General features: G+C 71.8%; 19 protein-coding genes. 14 read left to right on the forward strand and 5 right to left on the reverse strand.

Annotation, left to right across the window (positions count from 1 at the left end; all coding sequences use genetic code 11):
• Nucleotides 1–31 precede the first annotated feature (31 nt).
• The 6 genes from ACZ60E_RS32295 (at nucleotide 32) to ACZ60E_RS32320 (ending at nucleotide 10,821) form a co-directional block, all read left to right on the forward strand.
• Nucleotides 32–1,573, forward strand: coding sequence for a leucyl aminopeptidase (locus ACZ60E_RS32295; protein WP_469445010.1), 1,542 nt, complete (start codon nucleotides 32–34; stop codon nucleotides 1,571–1,573).
• 268 nt (nucleotides 1,574–1,841) lie between these two features.
• Entirely contained in the window at nucleotides 1,842–3,230 is a 1,389-nt protein-coding gene (gene lpdA, locus ACZ60E_RS32300; RefSeq protein WP_107018272.1) for a dihydrolipoyl dehydrogenase, read from the forward strand.
• 67 nt (nucleotides 3,231–3,297) lie between these two features.
• Complete coding sequence (sucB, locus tag ACZ60E_RS32305) at nucleotides 3,298–5,139, forward strand: 2-oxoglutarate dehydrogenase, E2 component, dihydrolipoamide succinyltransferase (RefSeq protein WP_469445011.1); 1,842 nt, start codon at nucleotides 3,298–3,300, stop codon at nucleotides 5,137–5,139.
• 759 nt (nucleotides 5,140–5,898) lie between these two features.
• Complete coding sequence (locus ACZ60E_RS32310) at nucleotides 5,899–6,540, forward strand: GntR family transcriptional regulator (RefSeq protein WP_453795560.1); 642 nt, start codon at nucleotides 5,899–5,901, stop codon at nucleotides 6,538–6,540.
• 297 nt (nucleotides 6,541–6,837) lie between these two features.
• Nucleotides 6,838–9,543, forward strand: a complete 2,706-nt coding sequence (gene aceE, locus ACZ60E_RS32315; RefSeq protein WP_469445012.1) for a pyruvate dehydrogenase (acetyl-transferring), homodimeric type — start codon at nucleotides 6,838–6,840, stop codon at nucleotides 9,541–9,543.
• A 255-nt stretch (nucleotides 9,544–9,798) separates the two neighbouring features.
• The gene (locus ACZ60E_RS32320; RefSeq protein ID WP_469445014.1) at nucleotides 9,799–10,821 is read left to right on the forward strand and encodes a helix-turn-helix transcriptional regulator; all 1,023 of its coding nucleotides are present in this window, start codon (nucleotides 9,799–9,801) and stop codon (nucleotides 10,819–10,821) included.
• On the opposite strand, the gene ACZ60E_RS32325 is transcribed toward ACZ60E_RS32320, so the two are convergent.
• The gene (locus ACZ60E_RS32325) at nucleotides 10,818–11,795 is read right to left on the reverse strand and encodes an SDR family oxidoreductase (RefSeq protein WP_469445016.1); all 978 of its coding nucleotides are present in this window, start codon (nucleotides 11,793–11,795) and stop codon (nucleotides 10,818–10,820) included. The two genes, ACZ60E_RS32320 and ACZ60E_RS32325, sit on opposite strands and share 4 nt — an antisense overlap.
• A 122-nt stretch (nucleotides 11,796–11,917) precedes the next feature.
• Here ACZ60E_RS32325 and ACZ60E_RS32330 point away from each other — a divergent pair, with 122 nt between their 5' ends.
• Nucleotides 11,918–12,436, forward strand: a complete 519-nt coding sequence (locus tag ACZ60E_RS32330) for a DUF4240 domain-containing protein (protein ID WP_469445400.1) — start codon at nucleotides 11,918–11,920, stop codon at nucleotides 12,434–12,436.
• Here ACZ60E_RS32330 and ACZ60E_RS32335 read toward each other — a convergent pair.
• Nucleotides 12,386–12,634 carry a hypothetical protein gene (locus tag ACZ60E_RS32335; RefSeq protein WP_469445018.1) on the reverse strand — a complete coding sequence of 83 codons (249 nt, stop codon included), beginning with the start codon at nucleotides 12,632–12,634 and terminating at the stop codon, nucleotides 12,386–12,388. The two genes, ACZ60E_RS32330 and ACZ60E_RS32335, sit on opposite strands and share 51 nt — an antisense overlap.
• 253 nt (nucleotides 12,635–12,887) lie before the next feature.
• The gene (locus ACZ60E_RS32340) at nucleotides 12,888–13,706 is read right to left on the reverse strand and encodes a peptidoglycan recognition protein family protein (protein WP_469445020.1); all 819 of its coding nucleotides are present in this window, start codon (nucleotides 13,704–13,706) and stop codon (nucleotides 12,888–12,890) included.
• 188 nt (nucleotides 13,707–13,894) lie between these two features.
• Here ACZ60E_RS32340 and ACZ60E_RS32345 point away from each other — a divergent pair, with 188 nt between their 5' ends.
• On the forward strand, nucleotides 13,895–15,079 hold the full coding sequence (locus ACZ60E_RS32345) for a MarP family serine protease (protein WP_384811445.1): 1,185 nt from the start codon (nucleotides 13,895–13,897) through the stop codon (nucleotides 15,077–15,079).
• A gap of 77 nt (nucleotides 15,080–15,156) precedes the next feature.
• Here ACZ60E_RS32345 and ACZ60E_RS32350 read toward each other — a convergent pair whose 3' ends face one another.
• Entirely contained in the window at nucleotides 15,157–15,645 is a 489-nt protein-coding gene (locus ACZ60E_RS32350; RefSeq protein ID WP_469445022.1) for a GNAT family N-acetyltransferase, read from the reverse strand.
• A gap of 93 nt (nucleotides 15,646–15,738) precedes the next feature.
• On the opposite strand from ACZ60E_RS32350, the gene ACZ60E_RS32355 reads away from it, so the two are divergent.
• Nucleotides 15,739–16,638, forward strand: a complete 900-nt coding sequence (locus ACZ60E_RS32355) for a TIGR01777 family oxidoreductase (RefSeq protein WP_385835903.1) — start codon at nucleotides 15,739–15,741, stop codon at nucleotides 16,636–16,638.
• 206 nt (nucleotides 16,639–16,844) lie between these two features.
• Nucleotides 16,845–18,218, forward strand: coding sequence for an NAD(P)/FAD-dependent oxidoreductase (locus ACZ60E_RS32360; RefSeq protein ID WP_469445024.1), 1,374 nt, complete (start codon nucleotides 16,845–16,847; stop codon nucleotides 18,216–18,218).
• A 334-nt stretch (nucleotides 18,219–18,552) separates the two neighbouring features.
• Here ACZ60E_RS32360 and ACZ60E_RS32365 read toward each other — a convergent pair whose 3' ends face one another.
• Nucleotides 18,553–20,034, reverse strand: coding sequence for a tetratricopeptide repeat protein (locus ACZ60E_RS32365; protein ID WP_469445025.1), 1,482 nt, complete (start codon nucleotides 20,032–20,034; stop codon nucleotides 18,553–18,555).
• A 283-nt stretch (nucleotides 20,035–20,317) separates the two neighbouring features.
• Between ACZ60E_RS32365 and lipB the strand changes: the two genes are divergently transcribed.
• The 4 genes from lipB (at nucleotide 20,318) to ACZ60E_RS32385 (ending at nucleotide 23,684) form a co-directional block, all read left to right on the forward strand.
• The gene (gene lipB / locus ACZ60E_RS32370) at nucleotides 20,318–21,115 is read left to right on the forward strand and encodes a lipoyl(octanoyl) transferase LipB (protein ID WP_453794839.1); all 798 of its coding nucleotides are present in this window, start codon (nucleotides 20,318–20,320) and stop codon (nucleotides 21,113–21,115) included.
• A 306-nt stretch (nucleotides 21,116–21,421) separates the two neighbouring features.
• Nucleotides 21,422–22,387, forward strand: a complete 966-nt coding sequence (gene lipA, locus ACZ60E_RS32375; protein ID WP_384811431.1) for a lipoyl synthase — start codon at nucleotides 21,422–21,424, stop codon at nucleotides 22,385–22,387.
• A 289-nt stretch (nucleotides 22,388–22,676) separates the two neighbouring features.
• The gene (locus ACZ60E_RS32380; protein ID WP_469445027.1) at nucleotides 22,677–22,877 is read left to right on the forward strand and encodes an SCO2195 family GlnR-regulated protein; all 201 of its coding nucleotides are present in this window, start codon (nucleotides 22,677–22,679) and stop codon (nucleotides 22,875–22,877) included.
• Nucleotides 22,878–22,985: 108 nt separating this feature from the next.
• Nucleotides 22,986–23,684 carry a DUF4191 domain-containing protein gene (locus ACZ60E_RS32385; protein WP_189776609.1) on the forward strand — a complete coding sequence of 233 codons (699 nt, stop codon included), beginning with the start codon at nucleotides 22,986–22,988 and terminating at the stop codon, nucleotides 23,682–23,684.
• Nucleotides 23,685–23,752 lie beyond the last annotated feature (68 nt).

Here is a 23,752-nt window from a genome sequence, read left to right on the forward strand (position 1 = left end):
AGCAACTCAACGGAAGCGAGATTTCACCACCGTGACTGCTCTCACTCTCAGCACCGCCGCGGCGCCCGGTCTGCGCACCGACGCGATCGTCGTCGGTGTCGCCAAGGTCACCGGGTCCAAGTCCGGGGACTTGGTGGTCGCACCGGGCGCCGAAGCCGTGGACAAGGCGTACGACGGCAGGCTCGCCGGCGTTCTGGAGACCCTCGGCGCCTCGGGCGGCGAGGGCGAGGTGACGAAGCTGCCGGCCCCTTCCGGCTTCAAGGCACCGCTCGTCGTGGCGGTCGGCCTCGGTGCCCTCCCGGAGAAGGACGGCTCCTTCTCCGCGGAGACGCTGCGCCGCGCCGCCGGTGTCGCCGCCCGTGCACTGGCCGGCACGAAGAAGGCCGCGTTCGCCCTGCCGGTCTCGGACGCCGCCGACGCGGGCGCCATCGGCGAGGGCGTGCTGCTGGGCTCGTACTCCTTCGACACGTACAAGGAGACCGCCAAGGACGGGAACGGCTCCAAGAACGGCAAGGCCCCGCTCGCCGAGGCCACGCTGCTGGGCGGCAAGGCCCGCGACAAGGCGTTCAAGGCGGCCGTCGAGCGCGCCACGGCCGTGTCCGAGGAGCTGAACCGCGCCCGCGACCTCATCAACACCCCGCCGAACGACCTGAACCCGGAGGCCTTCGCCGCTGTCGCGCAGGCCGCGGCCAAGGAGCACGGCATCAAGGTGCAGGTGCTCGACGAGAAGGCGCTCGCCAAGGGCGGGTACGGCGGCATCCTCGGCGTCGGCGCCGGTTCCGCGTCCGCGCCCCGGCTGGTGAAGCTCTCGTACACCTCGTCCAAGGCGAAGAAGCACCTCGCCTTCATCGGCAAGGGCATCACGTACGACTCGGGCGGCATCTCACTCAAGCCCGCCGGGCACAACGAGACGATGAAGTGCGACATGAGCGGTGCGGCGGCGGTCTTCGCGGCCGTGGTCGCCGCCGCGCGGCTGAACCTCGAGGTCAACGTGACCGGCTGGCTCGCGCTGGCCGAGAACATGCCCTCCGGTTCCGCCACCCGTCCGGGCGACGTGCTGCGCATGTACAGCGGCAAGACCGTCGAGGTGCTCAACACCGACGCCGAGGGCCGGCTCGTGCTCGCCGACGCGCTCGCCAAGGCGTCCGAGGAGAAGCCCGACGCGATCGTCGACGTGGCGACGCTGACCGGCGCGATGATGCTGGCGCTCGGCAACCGTACGTTCGGGATCATGGCGAACGACGACGCGTTCCGCTCCGCGGTGCACGAGGCCGCCGAGGAGGTCGGCGAGCCCGCGTGGCCGATGCCGCTGCCGGACCACCTGAAGAAGGGGATGGACTCCCCGACCGCCGACATCGCCAACATGGGCGAGCGCTACGGCGGCGGCCTGGTGGCCGGGCTCTTCCTGAAGGAGTTCGTGGGCGAGGGCATCACGTGGGCGCACCTCGACATCGCCGGGCCCGCGTTCAATGAGCAGGGGCCGTTCGGCTACACGCCCAAGGGTGGTACGGGGTCCTCCGTGCGTACGTTGGTGCGGCTGGCCGAGCTGACCGCCGCCGGCGATCTGGGCTGACGCCCGCCCGTCGATCGGGCCCGCACCCCTTCCGCGGCGAGTGCGGGCCGGTCGCGCAGTTCCCCGTGCCCCGACCGGGTGCGGGGCCTCCCGTGTGATCGATCAGACGTCCTACAGCCCGGCCCGGCGTCCCGGGCGGCGGCGACAAGTGCGAAGATGGGTTCTCGGCAGGACAGGGCCCACCTCAGGGCCGAAGAAAGAGCGGCCACACCAGCCGCCGCCCGGTCACTGAAGACCGGCGCCGGCGCACATGCATGGAGGACGTGACGTGGCGAACGACGCCAGCACCGTTTTCGACCTAGTGATCCTCGGCGGTGGTAGCGGCGGCTACGCCGCGGCCCTGCGCGGAGCGCAGTTGGGCCTGGACGTCGCCCTGATCGAGAAGAACAAGCTCGGCGGCACCTGCCTGCACAACGGCTGCATTCCCACCAAGGCCCTGCTGCATGCCGGCGAGATCGCCGACCAGGCACGCGAGAGCGAGCAGTTCGGTGTCAAGGCCACCTTCGAGGGCATCGACATCGCCGCCGTCCACAAGTACAAGGACGACGTGATCAGCGGCCTGTACAAGGGCCTGCAGGGCCTCGTGGCCTCCCGCAAGGTGACGTACATCGAGGGTGAGGGACGTCTGTCGTCCGCCACCTCCGTGGACGTCGGCGGGCGCCGCGTGGAGGGCCGTCACGTGCTCCTGGCGACCGGCTCCGTGCCGAAGTCGCTGCCGGGCCTGGACATCGACGGCAACCGCATCATCTCCTCCGACCACGCGCTGACGCTGGACCGCGTACCGCAGTCCGCGATCGTGCTGGGCGGCGGTGTCATCGGCGTCGAGTTCGCCTCGGCGTGGAAGTCCTTCGGCACCGACGTCACCGTGATCGAGGGCCTCAAGCACCTCGTCCCGGTCGAGGACGAGAACAGCTCCAAGCTTCTTGAGCGCGCGTTCCGCAAGCGCGGCATCAAGTTCAACCTCGGCACGTTCTTCGACAAGGCCGAGTACACGCAGGACGGCGTCCGCGTGACCCTCGCCGACGGCAAGACCTTCGAGGCGGAGATCCTCCTGGTCGCCATCGGCCGCGGCCCGGTCTCCGCCGGTCTCGGTTACGAGGAGCAGGGCGTCGCGACGGACCGCGGTTACGTCCTGGTCGACGAGTACATGCGCACCAACGTGCCGACCATCTCGGCCGTGGGTGACCTCGTCCCGACGCTCCAGCTCGCGCACGTCGGCTTCGCCGAGGGCATCCTGGTGGCGGAGCGTCTGGCCGGTCTCAAGACCGTCCCGATCGACTACGACGGCGTGCCCCGGGTGACGTACTGCCACCCGGAGGTCGCCTCCGTGGGCATCACCGAGGCCAAGGCCAAGGAGATCTACGGTGCGGACAAGGTCGTCGCTCTGAAGTACAACCTCGCGGGCAACGGCAAGAGCAAGATCCTCAAGACCGCGGGCGAGATCAAGCTCGTCCAGGTCAAGGACGGTGCCGTGGTCGGCGTCCACATGGTCGGCGACCGCATGGGCGAGCAGGTGGGCGAAGCCCAGCTGATCTACAACTGGGAGGCGCTGCCCGCCGAGGTGGCGCAGCTCATCCACGCGCACCCGACGCAGAACGAAGCCATGGGCGAGGCTCACCTCGCCCTGGCGGGCAAGCCGCTGCACTCGCACGACTGACCGACCCTCGGTCAACTCACGACGCGACGACACAGACTTCCGCAATTCGTAAGGAGCAACCGAAACCATGGCGGTTTCCGTAACCCTTCCGGCGCTCGGCGAGAGCGTCACCGAGGGCACTGTCACCCGCTGGCTGAAGGCCGAGGGCGAGCGCGTCGAGGCCGACGAGCCGCTGCTCGAAGTGTCGACCGACAAGGTCGACACCGAGATCCCCTCCCCTGCCGCCGGTGTGCTCGCCTCCATCAAGGTCGCCGAGGACGAGACCGTCGAGGTCGGCGCCGAGCTGGCCGTCATCGACGACGGCTCGGGCGCCCCCGCCGCCGAGTCCGCCCCGGCCGCCGAGCCCGAGGCTGCCCCCGCTCCCGAGCCCGCCGCGGCTCCGGAGCCGGCCCCGCAGGCCACTCCGTCCACCGAGGCCGCCGCTCCGGCGGCGGCCCCGACCGCCGAGGCCGCCTCCGGCGGCGGCAGCGCCGAGGGCACCGACGTGGTGCTTCCGGCACTGGGCGAGTCGGTCACCGAGGGCACCGTCACCCGCTGGCTCAAGGAGGTCGGGGAGTCGGTCGAGGCCGACGAGCCGCTGCTTGAGGTCTCCACGGACAAGGTCGACACCGAGATTCCGGCGCCCACCTCCGGTGTGCTGCTCGAAATCGTGGTCGGCGAGGACGAGACCGCCGAGGTCGGCGCGAAGCTGGCCGTCATCGGTGCTCCCGGCGCGGCTCCGGCCGCGGCGCCCGCTCCGGCCGCCCCGGCTCCGGCGCCCGCCGCCGCTGCCCCGGCACCGGCTCCGGCCGCTCCCGCCGCCCCGGCTCCGGCGGCCCCGGCCGCGCCTGCCGCTCCGGCTCCGCAGGCGCCCTCGGCTCCCGCGCCGCAGCAGCAGACGGCCCCGGCCCCCGACCCGGCTCCGGCCGCGCCGGTACCGGCTCCCGCCCCCGTCACCCCGGCCGCGGCGCCCGCCGCGACCTCCGGTGACGACGGCGCGTACGTGACCCCGCTGGTGCGCAAGCTCGCCGCCGAGAACAGCGTCGACCTGTCCACCGTCAAGGGCACCGGCGTCGGCGGGCGGATCCGCAAGCAGGACGTCATCGCCGCCGCCGAGGCCGCGAAGGCCGCTGCCGCCGCTCCGGCTCCGGCCGCCGCCCCGGCCGCGCCGAGCGCCGGCAAGAAGGCGCCGACGCTGGAGGCCTCTCCGCTGCGCGGCCAGACCGTGAAGATGCCCCGCATCCGCAAGGTCATCGGCGACAACATGGTGAAGGCCCTGCACGAGCAGGCCCAGCTGTCCTCGGTCGTCGAGGTCGACATCACCCGGCTGATGAAGCTCCGCGCGCAGGCGAAGGACTCCTTCGCGGCGCGTGAGGGCGTCAAGCTCTCCCCGATGCCGTTCTTCGTGAAGGCGGCGGCCCAGGCGCTGAAGGCCCACCCGGCCGTCAACGCCCGGATCAACGTCGACGAGGGCACGATCACCTACTTCGACACCGAGAACATCGGTATCGCGGTGGACTCCGAGAAGGGCCTGATGACCCCGGTCATCAAGCACGCGGGGGATCTCAACATCGCCGGTATCGCCAAGGCCACCGCCGAGCTGGCGGGCAAGGTCCGGGCGAACAAGATCACTCCGGACGAGCTGTCCGGTGCGACCTTCACGATCAGCAACACCGGTTCGCGTGGTGCGCTGTTCGACACGATCATCGTGCCGCCGAACCAGGTCGCGATCCTGGGCATCGGTGCGACGGTCAAGCGGCCGGCCGTCATCGAGACGGACGAGGGTACGGTGATCGGTGTGCGTGACATGACGTACCTGACGCTGTCCTACGACCACCGGCTGGTGGACGGCGCCGACGCGGCCCGTTACCTGACCGCGGTCAAGGCGATCCTTGAGGCGGGCGAGTTCGAGGTCGAGCTCGGCCTGTAGGCTCCGCCGCCACCGCAGCGACGCACGACGAGGTGCCCCTGTCCGGTCTACCGGACGGGGGCACCTTTCGCGTTGCCCGCGGTCTGGCAGAGCCCCCTGAAGACAGGCCCGTCCTACACCTGCGGGCCGGTGGGGGCCGTTCGCGCAGTTCCCCGCGCCCCCAAAAACGAGCCGGTTTTGCGTCTGCGGGTCGGTGGGGGCTGGTCGCGCAGTTCCCCGCGCCCCTGAAAAAACGGGCCGGTTCTTCGCCTGCGGGCCGGTGGGGGCCGTTCGCGCAGTTCCCCGCGCCCCCAAAAAACGGGCCGGTTTTGCGTCTGCGGGTCGGTGGGGGCTGGTCGCGCCGTTCCCCGCGCCCCTGAAAAAACGGGCCGGTTCTTCGCCTACAGGCCGGTGGGGGCTGAGCGCGCAGTTCGCCGCGCCCCTAAAGACGGGCCGGTTCCACGGCTGTAGGTCGTGTGTGGCTGGTCGCGCAGTTCCTCGCGTCCCTGAAAGCCTGCGGGTGCCGGTCGTGTAGGGCTGGGGCGCAGCCCCGCCTTTCAGGGGCGCGGGGAACTGCGCGAACGGCCCCCACCGGCCCGCGGCCGACGTACAACCCGCCGGGGCGCAGCCCCGCCCTGAAGGGGCGCGGGGAACTGCGCGGCCAGCCCCCACCGGCCCGCGGCCGAAGAACAGGCCCGCAGCCCCACCCCGCACGCGCCCGGCCAAAGCCCGCGGCGCGTCGTGGCCTTATTGTCTAAAGGTCAAAACGAAGGAGCCCCCATGACCGCGCCCGTCGTCCACTCGCTCCGCGAGCAGATCCGCGAGCACATCGTGGAGGGGATCGTCAGCGGCCGCTGGAAGCCGGGCGAGCGGATCGTGGAGCGCCGGATCGCCACGGAGCTGGAGGTCAGCCAGACCCCCGTACGGGAGGCCCTGCGCGAGCTGGAGTCCCTGCGGCTGATCGAGTCGGCCCCGAACAAGGGCGTACGCGTACGCAATCTGACCGCGGCCGACCTGGAGGAGAGCTACCCCGTCCGGGCCGGCTTGGAGGCCATCGCCGCCGAGCTGGCCGCGGAGCGCCTCGCGGCCGACTGCTCGACCCTGGAGCCCCACGTGGCCGCCCTGTACGAGGCCGACCGCAAGGCGGACGGTACGGGCCAGGTCCGCCACACGGTGGGCTTCCACCGCGAGCTGGTGCGCGCCGCGGGCAACAGCGTGCTGCTGCACACCTGGGAAGGCCTGGGCATCGAGGTCTTCACGGCTCTGTCGATCCGCTGGCTGGGCACGGTCCAGCAGTCGTACGCGGAGGAGCACGAGGCCCTGGTGGAGGCGTTCCGGCGCCGGGACCCCATGATCGCCGAGCTGGTGAAGGCGCATGTGCTGGGCTGCGCCCCCAGGACGGGCGACGAAGCCGCCCCGTGACCGCGCCGACCAGCGGAGCGGGGCCCCGCTCATACGTACCCCCACAGAGTGCCGACAGCCCGCCTCACCTGCGAAAACAAGGCACCCCGTGCCCACAGCGAAGGCACCGCGTGCCTACTTTCTCGTGATCAAGAGGTTTTGCCCTTCAACCCTTTGATCGATCATCGATCAGCGAGTTACAGTCATCGGCGGGCTCCCACCAGAGCCCGCCGCCCTGTCCTGCCAAAGACCAAGGGCAATCCCCCGACACACCCCTTGCCGACGAGGGAACCCCCTCCGCATCCGGAAGGCGGCGCTATGACCGACCCCACCGCTATCCAGCCGAGCGAGCTCGACCAGCTCCCGGACCGCGACCCCGAGGAGACCGCCGAATGGCAGGCCTCCCTCGACGCCGTCACCGAGGCGGCCGGGCCGCACCGTGCCGCGTATCTGATGCGCCGCACGCTGGAGCGCGCCGAGGGCAACGGACTCGCGCTACCCAAGCTGCTTGAGACCGACTACGTCAACACCATCCCGACCGCCGCCGAGCCCACCGTGGACGGCGACGAGGAGATGGAGCGCCGGATCACCGCGTGGAACCGCTGGAACGCGGCCGCGATGGTGACCCGCGGCGCGAAACACGGCGTCGGCGGCCACATCGCCACCTTCGCCTCCGCGGCCTGGCTCTACGAGACCGGCTTCAACCACTTCTTCAAGGGCAAGGAGGCCGACGGGTCCGGCGACCAGCTCTACATCCAGGGCCACGCCTCCCCCGGCATCTACGCCCGCGCCTTCCTCGACGGCCGCCTGACCGAGGCGCACCTCGACAACTTCCGCCAGGAGGCGGGCGGCAACGGCCTCCCGTCGTACCCGCACCCGCGGCGCCTGCCCTGGCTGTGGGAGTTCCCGACGGTGTCGATGGGCCTCGGCCCGCTCTCCGCGATCTACCAGGCGCGTTTCAACCGCTATCTCACCAACCGCAGCATCAAGGACGTCTCGGCGTCCCACGTGTGGGCGTTCCTCGGTGACGGCGAGATGGACGAGCCCGAGTCGACGGCGGCACTCGCACTGGCTTCCCGCGAGGGTCTGGACAACCTGACCTTCGTCATCAACTGCAACCTGCAGCGCCTCGACGGTCCGGTCCGCGCGAACTTCAAGATCGTGCAGGAGCTGGAGGCCCAGTTCCGCGGCGCCGGCTGGAACGTCATCAAGTCGCTGTGGGGCAACGCCTGGGACGAGCTGTTCCGGCTCGACACCACCGGCGCCCTCGTCCGCCGCCTTCGCCAGGTCCCGGACGCGCAGGTGCAGACGTACCAGACGCGCGACGCCGCCTACATCCGCCAGGACTTCTTCGGTTCGGACCCGGCGCTCGTCGAGCTGGCGAAGCTGCTGAGCGACGACAAGATCCTGGAGTGTTTCCACCTCTCCCGCGGTGGTCACGAGGCACGCAAGGTGTACGCGGCGTACAAGGCCGCCGTCGAGCACAAGGGCGCTCCGACGGTCATCCTGGCCCAGACGGTCAAGGGCCACACCCTCGGCTCGGGCTTCGCGTCGAAGAACGCCAACCACCAGATGAAGAAGCTGTCGACGGACGAGTTCAAGCAGATGCGTGACCTGCTGGAGCTGCCGATCAAGGACAGCGACTTCGTCGACGGCGTGGTCCCCTACGGCCACCCGGGCGCCGACTCCCCCGAGGTCCGTTACCTCCAGGAGCGCCGCGCGGCCCTCGGCGGCCCGGCCCCGGCCCGTCGTACGCAGCCGCTGACGCCCCTTCCCGCGCCCGCCGACAAGGCGTTCGCGGCCTTCGACAAGGGCTCCGGCTCGCAGAACGTCGCGACGACCATGGCCTTCGTACGCCTGGTCAAGGACCTCGTCCGCGACAAGACGTCCGGGAAGCGCTGGGTGCCGATCGTCCCCGACGAGGCGCGCACCTTCGGCATGGAGAGCCTCTTCCCGTCGCTCGGGATCTACTCCCCCAAGGGCCAGACGTACGAGCCGGTCGACCGCGACCAGCTGATGTACTACAAGGAGGCCAAGGACGGCCAGATCCTCAACGAGGGGATCACCGAGGCCGGTTCCATGGCGGACTTCATCGCCGCGTCGACCGCGTACAGCACGCACGGCGAGCAGATGATCCCGTTCTACATCTTCTACTCGATGTTCGGCTGGCAGCGCACGGCCGACCAGATGTGGCAGCTCGGCGACCAGCTGGGCCGCGGCTTCCTGGTCGGTGCCACGGCCGGCCGTACGACGCTGACGGGCGAGGGCCTGCAGCACGCGGACGGGCACTCGCCGGTGATCGCCGCGACGAACCCGGCGGCGCTGTCGTACGACCCGGCGTTCGCGTACGAGGTCGCGACGATCGTCAAGGACGGGCTGCGCCGGATGTACGGCGAGTCCGCCCCCGGTGAGGACCAGAACGTCTTCTACTACCTCACCGTCTACAACGAGCCGATCCCGCAGCCCGCCAAGCCCGCCGCCACCGGCATCGACGAGGGCATCGTCAAGGGGCTCTACCGTTTCAACACGGCGGAGTCGGCGGGTGTCCAGGTGAACGCCGCCAACGCCTCGCGCATCCAGCTGCTGGGCTCCGGCACGGCGATCCACTGGGTCCTGGAGGCGCAGAAGCTGCTCGCCGAGGAGTGGGGTGTGGCCGCGGACGTCTGGTCGGCCACGTCCTGGACCGAGCTGCGGCGCGACGCGCTGGAGGCCGATGCGGCGCTGCTGCGCGGCGAGGACCGGGTGCCGTTCCTTCGGCAGGCGCTGCAGGGGGCGGAGGGGCCGGTACTGGCCGTCTCCGACTACATGCGGCAGGTGCCGGACCAGATCGCGCAGTGGGTCGAGCAGGACTACTCGTCGCTGGGCGCGGACGGGTTCGGGTTGTCCGACACCCGGGCGGCGGCCCGTCGCCACTTCGGCGTCGACGCGCAGTCGATCGTGGTGGCCGCTTTGGCGCAGCTCGCGCGGCGCGGCGAGGTCCCCGCGTCCGCGGTGAAGGAAGCCCGCGCGAGGTACGGCCTGTAGTTCCTCCCCCACCCTCCCGCGGCCGTTTCACAGCCTGCGGGAGGGTGGGGTGGCGTGGGGGGGGTGCCGGTCGTCGGGTGCGGGTCGCGTGTGGCTGGTCGCGCAGTTCCCCGCGCCCCTGAAAAGCGGGGCTGCGCCCCTGCCTTTCGTCTTTAGGGGCGCGGGGAACTGCGCGACCAGCCACGACGGCGCCGCAGACAGACGCGTACCCACCCCAGTCACCGCACCGGCGGAGCCACCGGCATCATGGGGGGCATGCGCGCTGCCCGGCTCATCAAGATGGTGCTGCTCCTGCAGTCCCGGCCCTCCATGACCGCCGCCGAGCTGGCGCGCGAGCTGGAAGTGTCCGAGCGGACGATCACGCGGGACGCGCAAGCGCTGTCGGAGGCGGGCGTCCCGGTGTACGCCGACCGCGGCCGCACCGGCGGATACCGCCTGGTCGGCGGCTACCGGACCCGGCTGACAGGCCTCGCCCGCAGCGAGGCGGAGGCCCTGTTCCTGTCCGGCGTCCCGGGCGCCCTGCGCGAGATGGGCCTGGAGGACGCCTCCTCCGCCGCCCTCCTGAAGGTGTCCGCCGCCCTCCTGCCGTCCCTCAGGGACGCCTCCCGTACCGCGGCCCAGCGTTTCCATCTGGACGCCCCCGCGTGGTTCGCCGAGCCGAGGACCCCCGAACTGCTGCCCGCGATCGCGGAGGCCGTCTGGGACGACCGCCGGATCACCGCGCGCTACCGGCGCGAGGAGACGGACCTGGAGCGCGAGCTGGAGCCGTACGGCCTCGTCCTCAAGGCCGGTGTCTGGTACGTGTGCGCCAGGGTCGTCGGGCCGGAGCACGCACCGGAACAGGGACCCGGCCCCTTCCGGGTCTACCGCATCGAACGGTTCACCTCCGCCGAACCCGCGGGCGACCGCTTCGAGCGTGACGAGTCCTTCGACCTGCCCGGCTTCTGGGCCGACCAGGCCGAGCAGTTCGCCCGCTCGCTCCTGCGGGCGACCGTCGTGGTGCGCCTCACGGAGGCGGGTGCGCGGCGGCTCAGACACACCGTGGACCCGCTCTCGGCCCAGGAGGCCCTGGACGCGGCCGGCCCGCCCGACGGCGAGGGCCGGGTGACACTCACGCTGCCGGTCGAGTCGTACGACGTCGCGTACAGCCAGTTCCTCTCCCTCGGTCCGGAGGCGGAGGTACTGGAGCCGGCCGAGCTAAGGAAACGTTTCTCCGACGCCGCGGCCCGGATCGCCGCGTACTACGTCGACGCGGCGACCCGGGCCGACAAGGACTAGCGGTAGCCCGTCACGTCCGCCGGTTTGCCCTGCGACTCCACCTCCAGCAGATAGCGCCACGCGTCGGGCGCCGAGCCGTCGACGTCGGTGAAGCCGTACTCCTGGGCCAGGCCGCCGCTGGACAGCGACTGCCCGTTCCAGCGGGCCACGTCCGGGTCGGCGGCCAGGGCGACCAGGGCCCGCCCGACATAGGTGGGCGACTCGGAGATCGCGAAGTGCGGTACGTGCTCGCAGGCGTCCCGCCAGTTCTCCTCGGTGACCTTGAACGCGGTGTCGAGCATCGCCTCGGAGCGCAGCCAGCCCGGGGTGACGCAGACCGCCGTACAGCCGTACTCCTTCAGTTCCTCCCCCAGGTCGTACGCCATCCGGATCGGGGCCGTCTTGGCGAGGTCGTAGAACAACGGCTTGCGGTAGCGGCGGTTGTACTCCTCGGTGCCGTCCGTGACCTCGACGAGCAGCCCGCCGGGGTTGCGGATGAGCAGGGGCGCCGCGACGTGGCTGGTCACGAGGTGCGACTCGATGCCCAGGCGCATGATCCGCAGCCCCTTGCCGAGATCCATGTCCCACATGTCGGGCTGCTTCTCGGCCGTGAAGTCGAGATGGACGTCACCGCCCCAGATGTCGTTGACGAGGATGTCGAGGCGGCCCTGCTCCCGGTCGATGCGCTCGACCAGCGTGCGTACCTGCTCCGGTTCCAGGTGGTCCGTGGGTACGGCGATCCCCCGGCCCGCGGTACCGGCGGCGCGGGCGGCCTCGTCGACCAGTTCGGCCGTCCCCTCGATCGTCTCGGTGGTCCGGCCGACCTCGCTGACCCGATCGCGGGTCGTGCGTCCCGTCACGTACACCGTGGCCCCCGCGCGCCCCAGCTCGACCGCCATGGCCCGGCCGGCACCGCGCGTGGCACCCGCGACCAGCGCGATCCTGCCGTCGAGCGGTCCCGTGTTCTGCTGTAATGCCTGCTCTGCTCTCTCCATGTGCCGAGCATCGCGCCGAATGCCGACACCTGCTGTCGGATTTTCCGGCGGCATGTGCGCGCATAACGATCCGCCTGTCCCCGGGTGCGCGGGCCGGGTCCAGGCCCGATGCTTGTCCCGTGATGGACGAGACGGAGTTCTGGGAGCTGGTGGACGCGACCCGCGAGGCCGCCGAGGGCGACCCCGAGGAGCAGGCCGACCTGCTCGTCGAGCGGCTGCTCCGGCTGGACCCCGAGATGGTCCTCGACTTCGCCCGTCACTTCGAGGCCCGCTACAACCGCGCGTACACCTGGGATCTGTGGGGCGCGGCCTGGATCCTGCTCGACGGGGCCAGCGACGACGCCTTCGACTTCTTCCGCTGCTGGCTGATCGGCCAGGGCCGGGAGACGTACGAGGGTGCCGTGCACGATCCGGACAAACTGGCCGACCTCATCACGGACTTCGACGACGAGGTCGACGGGGACGCCGAGGAGCTGGGTTACGCGGCGGACGAGGCGTACGAGCAGCTCACCGGCGCGGTCGCCCCCGACCTGGGGATCCCGGCGGCCCCTCCCGAGCCGCTGGGCACCCCGCTCGACCTGGAGAACAACTCACTCCTTGAGGAACGCCTGCCCCGCCTGTGGGACCGCTTCGCGGACTGACGCCCGCGGGGCGCTGTGCGGGGGCGCCGCGTTGGCCCGGTCCAGGGCGGACGCGGTGGCGGCGGAGGGGCCCACCACGACCGCGGCCACCACGCAGGCGACGGTCCAGGGGCTGCGCGCGACCCGCCCCCACAGGGACGTACGCCCGGGCTGCTGCTGCTCGCGACCGCTCGTACTCGTACTCGTACGACTGTTCATGATCCCCACCTCCGGTCAGTGCGTACCCCGACGCTAGAAGGCGCAGCTCGGCGTGATCCATGCCTCCGCTGTGGCCCACCTGTGAGGCAGGGCTGCACACCGGCGCCCCGAAGAGGCACGCGGCACACCGGCGCCCTGAAGAGGCACGCGTCACACCGGCGCCCTGAAGGGGCGCGGGGAACTGCGCGACCAGCCCCCACCGGGCCGCAGCCGAAGCACAACCTTTCGAGCCCAGCACAGCCCAGCCCAGCGCTCAGCGCCGCCCCTGCAATCGCGCGGCCTCCTGCCGGATCGACGGCAGCCGGGCCATGAGCGCAGCCCCCGGGCACGCGGTCCAGTACCCGTCCGTGTGCCCGGACACCGCCGTGAACGTCCCCCGCGTACCCGCCCGGTACTTGCTCAGACTGTTGGTCGACACAAGCTGCACGGACGCGCGCGGATCGGTGCCCGTGAGCCCCAGCTTCCACGCGGCCACGGCCGCGATCGCGTCGGTCATCGCCTTGGGAACGGGCACGCCCGCGGTGAACGTACCCAGCGCGGCGATGCCCGCCGTACCCACGTTGAAGCCCTGGGTGTGGGCGCCGACGACGGCCCGCTCGACGCCGCCCGCCCGGCCCTCGTACACGGTGCCGCAGCGGTCGACGAGGAAGTTGTAGCCGATGTCGTCCCAGTGCCGGACCCCGGCCTGCCCGGTGTACAGGTACTGGATGATGCGGGGCGCGTCGGCGCAGTCGTAGCCGTTGGGCGAGTCGGTGTGATGCACGAAGACGGCCGACACCCGGTCGGCGTACCGGGTCGGCGGCTGGGTGGACGCGGCGTCGCCCAGCCAGCGTTCCCTCGGCACGATGGGCGGTTTCGGGGCCCGGTGCCCGACCTGGGCGCGGGCCGCGACGGCCCGTTCGCCGTCACCCGGCGTCCGGTCGACACCCACGGCGCAGAGCACCAGCGCGGCGACGGCCGCGAGGCCTGGGACGCAGGCCAGCACGGCGCGCGCGGGCCGGGGCAGCCGGTCCGGCGCGAGGCGCGGGAGGCGGGGTATGCGGGCCGTGAGCAGGCTCCGGTGGGCGCACATGCGACCCACTCTCCGGGACGCCGGGAGGGTCCGCGATGTGTGGTGTGCCACCCGGTGGAACCAACGCCCCGGTCCGGGACGTTTCTACAGGTCCACGCACGTGTGCCGGCCGGCCGGTCCCCCACGCGCGTACCTGATCACTGGGCCCTCCCGGCGCGTACTAGGGGGCCCAAGAGAAAGGGAGCTCCGTGGACCTGCTCGACATCCTGCTGTTGCTGGTCATTCTCGGCTACGCGGCGTCCGGCTACCGGCGCGGACTGGTCGCGGGCTGTGTCTCGCTGGCCGGCTTCGTGGGCGGTGCCGTCATCGGCGTATGGGTGCTGCCCTGGGTGATGGACCTGGTGGAGGCGGGGACCACGACCGCGACGGTCACGGCGGTGCTCACCGTGCTGCTGCCCGCCGCGGTGGGCCACGAGCTGGCGGGGCGGCTGGGGCTGAAGCTGCGCCGCGAGCTGGACCAGGGACCCCTGCGCGTGGTCGACGGAGTGGGCGGCGCCGCGGCGAACACGGTCTCCGTGCTGCTCGTGGCCTGGGTGGCCGCGAGTGTCCTCGGCGCGTCGGCCTCGCCCGTCGTCACGTCCTCGATCCGGGACTCCGCGCTGCTCGGCGCCGTGCAGGACACCATGCCGGAGACGACCCCGGCCTGGTTCTCCCGGGCCACCTCGGCGCTCACGGAGGCCGGTTTCCCGCAGGTCTTCAACCCCTTCGAGAACGAGCCGACGGCGTCCGTGGCCAAGCCCTCCGGGGACAGCGTCACCGCGGCCGCCACGCGGGCCTCCCAGCGCTCCACGGTGAAGGTCGAGGGCGCCGTCGGCACCCAGGGCCGTGAGGGCAGCGGCTTCGTGTTCGCCCCGGAGCACGTGATGACCAACGCGCACGTGGTGGCGGGCATCGACGACCCGACCGTGCGGGTGGGCGGCACGGGCCGGGCGTACGAGGCGAAGGTCGTCCTCTTCGACCCGCAGAAGGACGTGGCCGTGCTGGACGTGCCGGGGCTCAAGGCACCCGTGCTGTCCTTCGACACGAGTGCGAAGCGCGACGACGCGGCCGTGGTCGCTGGCTACCCGCAGGACGGCGGGCTCGACCTCCAGGCGGCCACCGTCGCGAACAAGATCAACGCCCAGGGCCGGAACATCTACGGCTCCGCCCAGGTCACCCGCGAGATCTACTCGATCCGCTCCACGGTCCGCCCCGGCAACTCCGGCGGCCCCCTGCTGACCATCGACGGCAAGGTCTACGGCGTCGTCTTCGCCCGCTCCACGAGCGACGCCGAGACGGGTTACGTGCTGACGGCCGACGAGGTCGCGGACGACGCGGCGCGGGCGGCGAAGGCGACGACGCCGGTGGACACGGGAGATCTCGTGACGTCGTGACCGGCGTAACGAGCGGGTGACCGTGCCGGTCGGTTCGCTGTCCCGCGGGCCGGCCGCGCGGCCCCGCCGGCAGCCGGTCAGAGCCTGCGGCCCATGAGAACGTCGTCCACGTACTGGCCGGCCAGGCGGAACTCCTCCGGCTGGATGCCCTCGACCGCGAAGCCCTCCGACTCGTACAGCCTGCGTGCGGGCATGTTGTGGCCCAGGACGCGCAGTGTGATCCGGCGTGCGCCCTGGCGGCGGGCCGCCTCGACGGCGGCGCGGATCAGCGAGCGGCCCACTCCGTTGCCGCGGACCGCGTCGGCGACGGCGAGGCCCTGGATCTGCCGTACGTGCGCGTTGGACGCGAGCGGGGTGGGGAATCCGAGCCGTACGTAGCCGACGAGCAGCCCGCCCAGTTCGGCGACCAGATGGTCGCGGGGACCGAAGCGGTCGTTGAAGAACGGCTCGTACGGTGGCTGCTCCCGGGGTCTGACCGCGTGCTGGTAGGACCAGACCGCGCGGTCGAGACGGCCCAGCGCCTCTTCGTCCTCGGGCACGGCGGTGCGTATGTACGGCTCCGGCATGGACGTCACTGTAGAGCGGGCGCGCCGGGCACCGCCCCCGGCCGCGGGCCCCTCGGCGCGGTGCTCCCCGGGAGACTGGCGCAGGATGGGGGCATGGAAGCTTCGCGAATCGCCGTGGCCGGCGCGTCCGGCCTCATCGGTACGGCCCTGGTGCGCTCACTGACCGCCGACGGGCACGAGGTGGTGCGGCTGGTACGCCGTACGCCCCGGTCGGACGACGAGGTCGAGTGGGACCCCGAGCGGAGTTACGTGGACGCCGTGGGCCTCTCCGGCTGCGACGCCGTGGTGAACCTCGCGGGCGCAGGGATCGCCGACCGCCGCTGGTCCGACGCGTACAAGCGGACGATCCGCGACAGCCGGCTCCTCGGCACCGCCACGCTCGCGGAGGCCACCGCCTCCCTCGACCGGCCGCCGAGGGTCTTCCTCAACGGCAGCGCCATGGGCTTCTACGGGGACACCGGCACGCGGGCCGTGGACGAGAGCGCGCCGCCCGGGGACGGGTTCCTGCCCTCGCTGTGCGTGGAGTGGGAGGAGGCGGCGGCGCCGGCGCAGGAGGCGGGCGTACGGACCGTCTTCGCCCGCACCGGACTGGTGGTGGCGCCCGAGGGCGGCGCCTGGGGGCGGCTGTTCCCGCTGTTCAAGGCGGGGCTCGGCGGGAAGATGGGCGACGGGCGGCAGTACTGGAGCTATATCGCGCTGCACGACCACGTGGCCGCGCTGCGGTTCCTGATCGATTCCGATTCACTGTCAGGACCCTTCAACCTGACGGCTCCGGAGCCGCTCACCAACGGCGAGATCACGGCCGCCATGGGGCGCGTCCTGCACCGGCCCACGCTGTTCTCGGTGCCCGCGCCCGTCCTGAAGGCAGCGCTCGGCGAGATGGCCCAGGAGGTGCTGGGCAGCCAACGCGTCCTTCCCACCCGGCTGCTGGAGTCGGGCTTCACCTTCGCGTTCCCGGGCATCGAGGAGACCATCAGGGCGGCTCAGAGCTAGGTACGCCCCCAGCGCAGGGGCCCGCTCCCCTGGCGCGCACGCCGGTCGTACGCCGACCCCATGCGACCGGCGTGCGACCGTGCCCTGTTCATGCGCGAGTTCCTCCGGCCGGTCGCGGCCCTACGCTCGTCCCGAAGTCGGGTATTCCGGATACCCGTTGGGGGCGGGACGCCTCCAAGCAGCCGCGCGACCTCTAGGAGGGGCACGTGCTTGAGCCCGCTTGCCAGGCGGACGTCGTCATCGTGGGGGCCGGGGTCGCGGGACTCTCGGCCGCCCAACGGCTGAACAGCGCAGGTGTGTCGACCGTCGTCCTGGAGGCCGCCCCCCATGTGGGCGGCCGGATGGCGACCGAGAAGATCGACGGTTTCCGTCTGGACCACGTCGGACGGCTCCTCTCCACGTCGTACCCCGAACTGCGCCTGACGCCGGGCCTGGACGCCCTCGTCCTGCGCCCGTTCGCCGCCGGCGTCCTCGTCCACGCCGAGGGGCGTGTGCACCGGGCGGGTGAGCCCGCGAGCGCCGGGGGCGCAAGGGGCGCACTCGACGCGGCGCGCGCCTTTGTGAGCCCCCCTCGCAGGCTCCGGCAGCTGGCCCCGGCCGCCGCGCCGCCCATGTCCCGGGCGTACCCCCCGCTCGGCGGCGCACTCGACCAGGCCCGGCTGGCCGCGGCCCTCGGCCGGATCGCGACGGTCCCCGTCGAACGGCTGCTGGCCCGGCCCGAGCGGCCCGCCGGGCAGGCACTCGCGGCCCGCGGCATGCCCGCGCGTACGGTCGAGGGTTTTCTGCGCCCCCTCCTGGCGGCGCTGCTCTGCGACCCGGACCTGACGACGTCCAGCCGGTGCGCCGACCTCGCGCTCCGGGCCTTCGCCTCCGGGCGGCTGTGCCTGCCGGAGGGCGGGGCCGACACCCTGCCGGAGCTGCTCGCCGGGACCCTGCCGCCGGGGACGGTCCGTACCGGGGTGCGGGCCACCTCCGTCTCGACGACGTCCGTGACGACGGCCGAGCACGGTGAACTCCGTTGCCGGGCCGTCCTGGTGGCGACCGGCGCCCGTGCCGCGGCGGAGCTGCTGCCCGGTCTGCGGGTGCCGCCGTGCCACCCCGTGACGGTGGTGCACCACACGGTGGACGAGCCGCCCCTGACGGACGCGGCGCTGCTCCTGGACGCGGACCGGCGGGGGCCCGTGGCCCACACGGCGGTCATCAGCCAGGTCGACCCGTCGCGGGCGCCCGTGGGCCGTGCCCTGATCTCGTCGACGGTGCTGGGCGCACCGCCCGCGGACACGGACCGGGTCGTACGCGCGCATCTGGCGGCCCTCTACGGCACCGCCACGCACCGCTGGGAGCTGCTGGCGGTCCGCCACACGCCCGACGCCGTGCCGGCGATGCCGGCGCCGCACGACCTGCGCCGTCCGGTGCGGCTGCTGGCGGGCCTGTACGTGTGCGGCGACCACCGGGACACGAGCACGGTGCAGGGTGCTCTGCACTCGGGGCGGCGGGTGGCGCGGGCCCTGCTGAAGGAACTGGGCGCCGCGCCCACGGCGGTGGCTGCGGCGCCGTTACCGACCACCACAGCCGCGTAGCCCCTCCCGGGGGGGTCGTGTTTCGGCTGCGGGTCCGTGGGGGCTGGCCGCGCAGTTCCCCGCGCCCCTAAAGACAACCCCCCTCGCAAAGCCGGAGTGGAGGCCCCGACGCGGGGCGGGACCTCCACTCCCACCAGCGACGAGGGACCCTTTCAGGGGGCGCGGGGAGGGGCGCAATCCTTCCGCCCTTAAGGGGCGCGGGGAACTGCGCGGCCAGCCACGGCCGGTCCGCAGCCGGAACACGACCCGCCGCACCCCCGCCCCCAAGGGGCGCGGGGAACGGCGCGAACCGCCCCCGCCGGCCCGCGGCCGAACCGCGCCCCCGCAACCACGCTCAGCCAAGCGCAGCGACCTTGTCGCGGTACCCCCTCACCGGCGCAGCGTCCCGATACGGTTCCAGCCGCCGTTCGAAGTCCCGCACATACTCCAGCGCCCGAACGGACCGCATCTCGGACGCCTGCGTAGCCGCCTCGGCCCCCAGCTGGCACGCCTGGTCCAGCTCCCCCAGACCGAGCCGCGCGGAAGCCAGCACCACCCGGCAGAAGAGCCGGCTGCGCGCATACCCGGGCGCGCGCAACTGCAGCGACCGCTCGGCATGCTGAGCCGCCGCCCGGTACTGCTGCAGATCCCGGTGGCAGTGCCCGAACTCGTCCGCGAGCTGCGCCTCGTCGAAGAACCGCGCCCAGTAAGGGACTTCGTCCCCCGGCCGCGCGATCTCCAGCGCCCGCTCGGCCCGTACGAGCGAGGCCGTGGCCGCCCGCACCTCGCCGAGCACGCCGTGCCCGCGCGCCTCGACCGCGTACAGCAGCGCCTGGACGACGGGCGGCGCGGACGATCCCACGCCCTGCTGGGCGACCCGGGCCAGTTGCACGGCCTCGCGCCCGTGCCCGAGGTAGACGGCCTGCCGGCTCATCGTGACGAGCACGTAGGACCCGTACGCCCGGTCCGCCGCCGCCTGCGACAGCCGCAGCGCCTGCACGAAGTACCGCTGCGCGAGCCCGTGCGCGGCGATGTCGTACGACGTCCAGCCCGCCAGCCGGGTCAGATCGGCCGCCGCGGCGAACAGCCGGCGCCCCGTCTGCTCGCCGTACGTGCCGCGGAGCATCGGCTCCAGTTCGTGCTCCAGGTACCGCACGAGGGCCTGCCGAGCGTGCCCTCCGCCGTACGCGTTGTCGAGCGAGCGGAAGAGTTCACCGACCGAGCGCAGGGCCGCGATGTCCCCCGCGGTCACCCGCTGTCCGGGCCCGCGCTCGGTCCCCGCACGCTGCCGGAACGGCGGCCTGACCGGTTCCGGCACGGCCGGCGGCTTGGCGGAAACCGGACGGCCGCCCTGTACGGGGATGCGCGCGGCACCGGGGTCGCCGCGGCTCACCCGGTCGTCGGCCCGGCCGATCAGCCAGTCTCGGCTGGGCACGACGAGCCCCGCCGGGGTGAACGCGATCTTGCGCAGCTCGGCATGGCTTCCCGAGTCCTTGCGCCAGAGCCCGCCGACGATGTCGACGGCCTCCTCCGGTGTGGCGGCGAACTCAAGCCCCGCGTAGACGGGTGCGCACGCGTCGAGTCCGAGGTCCTGTGCGCTGAGCCGGCGGCCGAGGCGGCGGGTGAACACCTCGGCGATCAGAGCCGGCGTGGTGCCCCGTGGCTGCTGCCCTCGCAGCCAGCGGGTCACTGATGTCTTGTCGTATCTCAGATCGAGACCGTGTTCGAGGCCGAGCTGGTCCACTCGACGGGCGAGCCCCGCGTTGGAGAACCCCGCTTCTGCGATAAGTGCGGCGAGCTGACGGTTGGGGGTGCGCTGCGCGGGTCGTTCCGTCATCTGCGGTGCGAACTCCTGCCTTCCGGGCTGGGGGCCTGCGCGGGCAGGCCCGGGGCGAGGTCGGCCGCCATGCCTTGAGCAGCCCTTATTTGCCTCGTGAACGGCGCGAATGTAGCGGTCTGTAAGCAACCGATCGCACATTTCGACGTTCATTCATCCGATCGTGTGAGGATTGCCCTCAGGGCTGACGCGCGCCGACCGGACGTACAGTGGCGTGGGGCGTTTACGAGCCTTACGGGACCGTCCACCGGCCCCACAAACTCTTGCAAGGGAGGCGCTTGCCGTGAGTGAGCTGCGGTTCGTCCGCATGGGTTTCGGTGCGGACGCCGTCGAGTACCAGGAAGCCTGGGACGAGCAGCGCCGTGTCCACACGGCCCGTTTCCAGGACGAGATCCCCGACACCTGTCTGCTCCTCGAGCACCCGCCGGTCTACACGGCCGGCCGCCGCACGGCGGACAGCGAGCGGCCCCTCGACGGCACACCCGTCGTCGACGTGGACCGGGGCGGGAAGATCACCTGGCACGGTCCGGGGCAGCTGGTCGGCTACCCGATCCAGAAACTGCCGCGTCCGGTGGACGTCGTCGCCCATCTCCGGCGCCTCGAGGACGCGATGATCCGGGTCTGCGCGGAGTTCGGCGTCGAGACCAGCCGGGTGGAGGGACGGGCCGGCGTCTGGGTCCTCGGCGATCCGGTGGACCAGCGGCCGGCGCTCGGCGGGCTCTCCCTCGACTTCGATCCCCGGCTGGCGGACGAGGAGTTCGATCCGCGGCTGAACGGGCCCGAGTACGCGCCCTCCAACGCCGGGCAGCGGCGCGAGGACCGCAAGATCTGCGCGATGGGGATCCGGGTGGCCAAGGGGGTCACCATGCACGGCTTCGCCCTGAACGTGAACCCCGACGTGTCCAGCTTCGACAAGATCATTCCTTGTGGGATCCGGGATGCGGGGGTCACGTCGCTGGCGCACGAGCTGGGGCGGGACCTGACCATCGCGGAGGTGCTGCCCGTGGCCGAGCGCCACCTGTCGGACGTCCTGGGGAACGCGGAGCTCCTGCCGCGGGCGGTGGAGGGGGTGGGGGTGTAGGGCTTTTCCTCACCCCCGCCGCCCCTACCCGTTCCCGTCCACACATGGGGGATCCGCCCCCTCGCCCCCTTCGTCCTCAAACGCCGGACGGGCTGAAAGGCAGCGGACGGGCCGAGACACCAAGGGGCGCGGGGAACTGCGCAGTCCTTTGGCCCCGCCCCCACCGGCGCGCAGCCGAAGGCTTCAGCCGGCGCCCCGAGCTTCGGGAATGCACCCCCGTTCCCGAAGGTTCCCCTCCTCGGGGGCCACGCACCGAACGGGCGTACCCTGGTGTACGCCGAAGAATCGAAGCTACAGGGAGCCGATGTGTCCGCAGTCGCACCCGACGGACGCAAGATGCTGCGCCTGGAGGTCCGGAACGCCCAGACCCCCATCGAGCGCAAGCCCGAGTGGATCAAGACCCGGGCGAAAATGGGTCCCGAATACACCAAGATGCAGAACCTCGTGAAGAGCGAGGGCCTGCACACGGTCTGCCAGGAGGCGGGCTGTCCCAACATCTACGAGTGCTGGGAGGACCGCGAGGCCACGTTCCTCATCGGCGGCGACCAGTGCACGAGGCGTTGCGACTTCTGCCAGATCGACACGGGCAAGCCCGAGGCGCTGGACCGTGACGAGCCCCGCCGCGTGGGCGAGTCCGTGGTCACCATGGACCTCAACTACGCCACCATCACCGGCGTCGCCCGCGACGACCTGGAGGACGGCGGCGCCTGGCTGTACGCGGAGACGGTCCGCCAGATCCACCAGCAGACCGCGGACCGCGCCGAGGGCCGGACCAAGGTGGAGCTGCTGGCCCCGGACTTCAACGCCGAGCCGGCCCAGCTCGCCGAGGTCTTCTCCTCCCGCCCGGAGGTCTTCGCGCACAACGTGGAGACGGTCCCCCGCATCTTCAAGCGCATCCGTCCGGGCTTCCGGTACGACCGTTCGCTGAAGGTCATCACCGAGGCGCGTGACTACGGTCTGGTCACGAAGTCGAACCTGATCCTGGGCATGGGCGAGACCCGCGAAGAGGTCAGCGAGGCCCTGCGTCAGCTGCACGAGGCGGGCTGCGAGCTCATCACCATCACGCAGTACCTGCGGCCCACCGTGCGTCACCACCCCGTCGAGCGCTGGGTGAAGCCGCACGAGTTCGTGGAGCTGAAGGAGGAGGCCGAGCAGATCGGCTTCTCCGGAGTCATGTCGGGCCCGCTGGTCCGCTCCTCGTACCGGGCCGGCCGCCTCTACCAGATGGCCATCGAGAAGCGCGGTTCGTACGTCGCCTCGCAGGCCGTCTGAGCCGTTTCGGCCGCCATCGGCGACCCCGCCGAATGGCACGCAGTGCCAGACCAGCGTGTGAATCTGCGCACAAGTGGCTACTCATCAGTAATGGCCTGTACGACGCGGTCCTGAGCGTCCCCGCAGATGGGGGCCACCTCAGGGCCGCGTCAAGGTTTCGGGCCTGCGCATCAAGGCTTCACTGGCGTTTGACCGGTCGGTCACGCCCTGGTAACACCATTCAGTGACCCTGGTCCTACACCCCGTAGAGCCTTAGCCAGAGCCGCCGTCCCGAGGGGGGACCCCCATCATGCAGGCCGCGCCCGTACGCGCCACAGCGATTCCGTCGTTCACCGATGCACTCCGTGCCGTCGAGTCCCTGCTCCTGAGCAGTGGCCAGCGCACCGCCCGCCGCAACGCCTGGACGTCCGTCCTGGAGGACCGCCGCCGCGCCAAGGACCGCGTCGAGGCACAGCGTGCCGTGGAGCAGTCCTTCGTCAGCCACCTCTGAGCCGCCACCCGTCTGCGGGCCGTCCCCCGCCTCCGAGCGAGGGCCGTGACGAAGGCCGAGCAGGCACCGCCGTCGTCGGCGCTTCCCCCGACACGTAGACTTCACGGCATGGCGAGGAAGGAACCCGCAGCGGACGCTGCGAACCCCGGGCGACTCAAGCAGATCGCTCTGACTTACAAGATGACCCGCAAGGCCGACAAAAAGATCGGTCTTGTACTCGCGGCTGTCGGAATCGTCACCCTTGGTGTCTTCCTCGCGATCGGCTTCTGGATCGGTCACCCGATCTATCTCGGCATTCTCGGCCTCCTGCTCGCCTTCCTCGCGTCGGCGATCGTCTTCGGGCGCCGGGCCGAGCGGGCGGCCTTCGGCCAGATGGAGGGCCAGCCGGGCGCGGCGGCGGCGGTGCTCGACAATGTCGGGCGCGGCTGGACGACGACCCCGGCCGTGGCGATGAACCGCAGCCAGGACGTGGTCCACCGGGCCGTGGGCAAGGCCGGCATCGTGCTGGTGGCCGAGGGCAACCCGAACCGGGTGAAGAGCCTGCTGGCCGCCGAGAAGAAGAAGATGGCCCGCATCGTCGCGGACGTGCCGGTGCACGACATCCTCGTCGGCACGGGCGAGGGCCAGGTCGAGCTGAAGAAGCTCCGTACGACGATGGTGAAGCTGCCGCGCGTACTGACCGGCCCGCAGGTCACCGCGACCAACGACCGGCTGCGCGCGCTCGGCGACCTGATGAGCAACATGCCGCTCCCCAAGGGTCCGATGCCCAAGGGAATGCGGATGCCGCGCGGCGGGAAGATGCGCTAGCGGCGCACCTGAGCTCCACTGGAACGGGGCGTTCCGGAATCACCGACGGTTCCGGGGCGCCCCTTTCT

This window comes from Streptomyces sp. NPDC102514 (assembly GCF_055584525.1).